This is a genomic window from Streptomyces sp. KLMMK, from assembly GCF_036961605.1.
GTDB classification, from domain to species: domain Bacteria; phylum Actinomycetota; class Actinomycetes; order Streptomycetales; family Streptomycetaceae; genus Streptomyces; species Streptomyces telluris.
This window is the reverse complement of sequence record NZ_JBAMDC010000571.1, coordinates 1-3,074: the sequence shown is the minus strand read 5'-3', so window position 1 is coordinate 3,074 and position 3,074 is coordinate 1. Positions and strand designations below refer to the sequence as shown.

At 74.1% G+C, this 3,074-nt stretch carries 3 protein-coding genes; 2 read left to right on the top strand and 1 reads right to left on the bottom strand.

Annotation, left to right across the window (positions count from 1 at the left end):
- Together V7793_RS35670 and V7793_RS35665 are read left to right on the top strand one after the other, a co-directional pair.
- A partial coding sequence (locus tag V7793_RS35670; protein ID WP_336013829.1) for an alpha/beta hydrolase occupies positions 1–1,046 on the top strand: 1,046 nt, incomplete at its 5' end.
- 172 nt (positions 1,047–1,218) lie between these two features.
- A complete protein-coding gene (locus V7793_RS35665) occupies positions 1,219–1,743 on the top strand; it encodes a DUF4142 domain-containing protein (protein WP_336013828.1) in 525 nt (174 codons plus the stop codon).
- Positions 1,744–1,773: 30 nt separating this feature from the next.
- Here V7793_RS35665 and V7793_RS35660 read toward each other — a convergent pair.
- Positions 1,774–3,074 (bottom strand): ATP-binding SpoIIE family protein phosphatase (locus tag V7793_RS35660; RefSeq protein WP_336013827.1); only part of this gene is annotated, 1,301 nt, incomplete at its 5' end.

Below are 3,074 nucleotides of genomic sequence, written 5' to 3'. Positions count from 1 at the left end.
GGGGCGGACTCGCCGACCGCATCGAGGACCGGGCCAGGGGCCTGGAGGAGTGCAGCAGGCGCTCCGGACCCGTCCTGCCCCACGTCGGGACCGTCAACACCGCCCGCGACCTGGACGTGCTCCGCGCCGCCCTCGGCGAGGACAAGCTCCACTACCTCGGCTACTCCCACGGCACCCGGCTCGGCGCCGCCTACGCCCACCGCTTCCCGGAGAAGGTCGGCCGCATGGTCATGGACGGCGTCGACGACCCGTCGCCCGACGCCAGGCGGACCACCCTCGCCCGGGCCGCCGCCTACCACAAGGCCCTGCGCCACGCGGTGGAGATCTGCACCAGGCGGGGCGACGAGGACTGCATCCTCGGCTCCGACACCGACCGGGCCATGGAGAACGTCACCGCCGCCTTCGACCGCCTCGACGAGCAGCCCCTGCCCTGGGTGAACGGCCGCACCCTCGACCGGGAGACCGCCGTGACGCGCACCATGGGCCTGCTGCGCTCCCGCGGGGGCCTGCCCGAGGCCCCCAACCTCCTCGCGTCCATCGTCTACCACCTGCCGCCGGGCGAGTCCGCGCACATGGCCGAGGAGGAGGCCGCCCGGGCCGAGGGCAGGACCGGGGACGGTCACGACGGATCCGGTGCGGCGCGGGCCGCGGTCAGCTGCGCCGACTCCGCCGGCCGTTACACCGCCGGACAGGTCGCGAACGCCTACGACGACTTCGCCGACGCCTCACCGGTCTTCGGCCCGCTCCTGGCCTCCGACATGGCCCTGTGCACCGGCTGGCCGCAGGCCGGCGACGACGGCTCCCACGCCGTGGCGGCGCCCCGCGCCCCCAAGATCCTCCTGCACACCTCCGAATTCGACCCCGCCACCCCCGTGCAGTGGCTGCGCCGCATGGCCCGGGCCGTCGGCCCCTCGGCCGTCACCATGACGGACACCGGCGGCGGCCACAGCGTCTACGGCTCACCGGACGCCGAGTGCGTCAACGACAGGATCGACTCCTTCCTCCTGGACGGGACGCTGCCGGCCGACCGCACCCGCTGCACCTGACGCACCGGCAGCCGCCCCTGCTCCATTGGAGGGGACTGCGGGGCGCGCTGATGCGGCGCGCCCCGGCCGGGGGCAGGCATCAGCTCTGTGGGGGCGTCGCCACGTACGTCCCACGGATGCCGTCCCGTGCCGGGAGAACCGTCGCGGGCCGATGACGAACGGAGCGTGCAGGATGCGTATGGGACACCGGTTCACGGCCGCAGCGGCAGCCCTCGCCATGGTGACGGGACCGGCGGGCGTCGCGCTCGCCCAGACGGACACGGAGGCGGAGAAGGACGCCTCCTTCCTGACGATGGCCCATCAGGGTGGCCTCGCCGAGATCGCCATGGGCAAGGACGTCAAGAAGAACGCCACCACCTCGTGCGTCAAGAAGACCGGGGAGGTCCTCGTCAAGGACCACACCATGCTGGACAAGAAGATCACGGACCTGGCGAAGCGCCTGCGGGTGACGCTGCCCGACCAGGCCATGGCCGAGCAGCGCAAGGACCTGAAGGACCTGCAGAAGAAGGCGCACACAAGCGAGTACGACAAGCGCTGGCTGAAGCTGGCGGCGGCCGGGCACGTCCTGGCCCTCAAGATGCTCGACGAAGAGATCGCCCAGGGAAGGAACGCCGACGTGCGCGAAGCCGCCCGCATGGCGAGACCCATCGTCGCCGACCACCTCAAGAGAGTGCAGGTGTGCCAGAAGAAGCGCTGACACCCCGCCTCCCGCAGGCCGCCCCGGTGCTCACCCGGCGGCGGCCAGCGGCTGCTGGGCCCAGATCGTCTTCCCCTCCGCGGTGAAGCGCGTGCCCCAGCGCTCCGTCAGCTGCGCCACCAGCAGCAGCCCCCGGCCGCCCTCGTCCGTCACCCGGGCCCGGCGCATCCGGGGCGAGGTGCTGCTCGCGTCCGACACCTCGCAGATCAGCGAGGACCGCTCGCGGATCAGCCGGAGCCGGATGGGGGCGTAGGCGTGCCGGACGGCGTTGGTGACCAGCTCGCTGACGACCAGTTCGGTGGTGAACCCCAGCTCCTCCAGCCCCCAGGCCGTCAGCTGCTCGGACGCGAACTTGCGCGCCTCGGCGACCGTGGACCGCTCCGCCGGCAGGTCCCAGCTGCGCACCTGCGAGGCGTCCAGCGCGCGCGTGCGGGCCAGCAGCAGCGCGATGTCGTCCTTGGGCCGCTCGGGGCGGCGCGGCAGCAGTGCGTCCAGAACGGCGTCGCAGGTCTGCTCCAGGGGCGCGGCCGGACCCGACAGGGCCGTGCGCAGCCCGTCCAGGCCCGCGCCGATGTCGTGGTCGTGGCTCTCGATCAGCCCGTCGGTGTACAGCGCGAGGAGACTGCCCTCGGGCAGCTGCAGTTCGGCGGACTCGAAGGGCAGCCCGCCCAGGCCCAGCGGCGGGCCGCCGGGGATGTCCAGGAAGCGGGCCGTGCCCCCGGGCGTCACCAGCACGGGGGCCGGATGGCCCGCCCGGGCCAGGACGCAGGAGCGCGACACCGGGTCGTACACCACGTACAGGCAGGTCGCGCCCGTCTCCCGGACGGTGCCCGGCAGCCGCTCCGCCGCTTGGTCCTGGGCCAGCTGGACCACCAGGTCGTCCAGGTGGGTGAGCAGTTCGTCGGGCGGCAGGTCCAGGTCCGCGAGGGTGCGCACGGCCGCGCGCAGCCGGCCCATGACGGCCGACGCCTGCAGCCCGTGGCCGACGACGTCGCCGACGACGAGCGCGACCCGGGCGCCGGACAGCGGGATGACGTCGAACCAGTCCCCGCCGACGCCGGCCTGGGCGCCGGCGGGCAGATAGCGCGAGGTGACCTCGACGGCCGTCGGCTCGGGCAGCCGCCCGGGCAGCAGGCTGCGCTGGAGCGTGAGCGCGACCGAGCGCTCCACCGCGTACCGGCGGGCGTTGTCGACGCACACCCCGGCCCGCGCCGCGATCTCCCCGGCCAGCAGCAGGTCGTCCGCGTCGAACGGCTCCGTGCCCGGGTACCGGACGAACAGGGCGACGCCGAGCGTGGCGCCCCGCGCCCCGAGCGGCACGGCGAGCACCG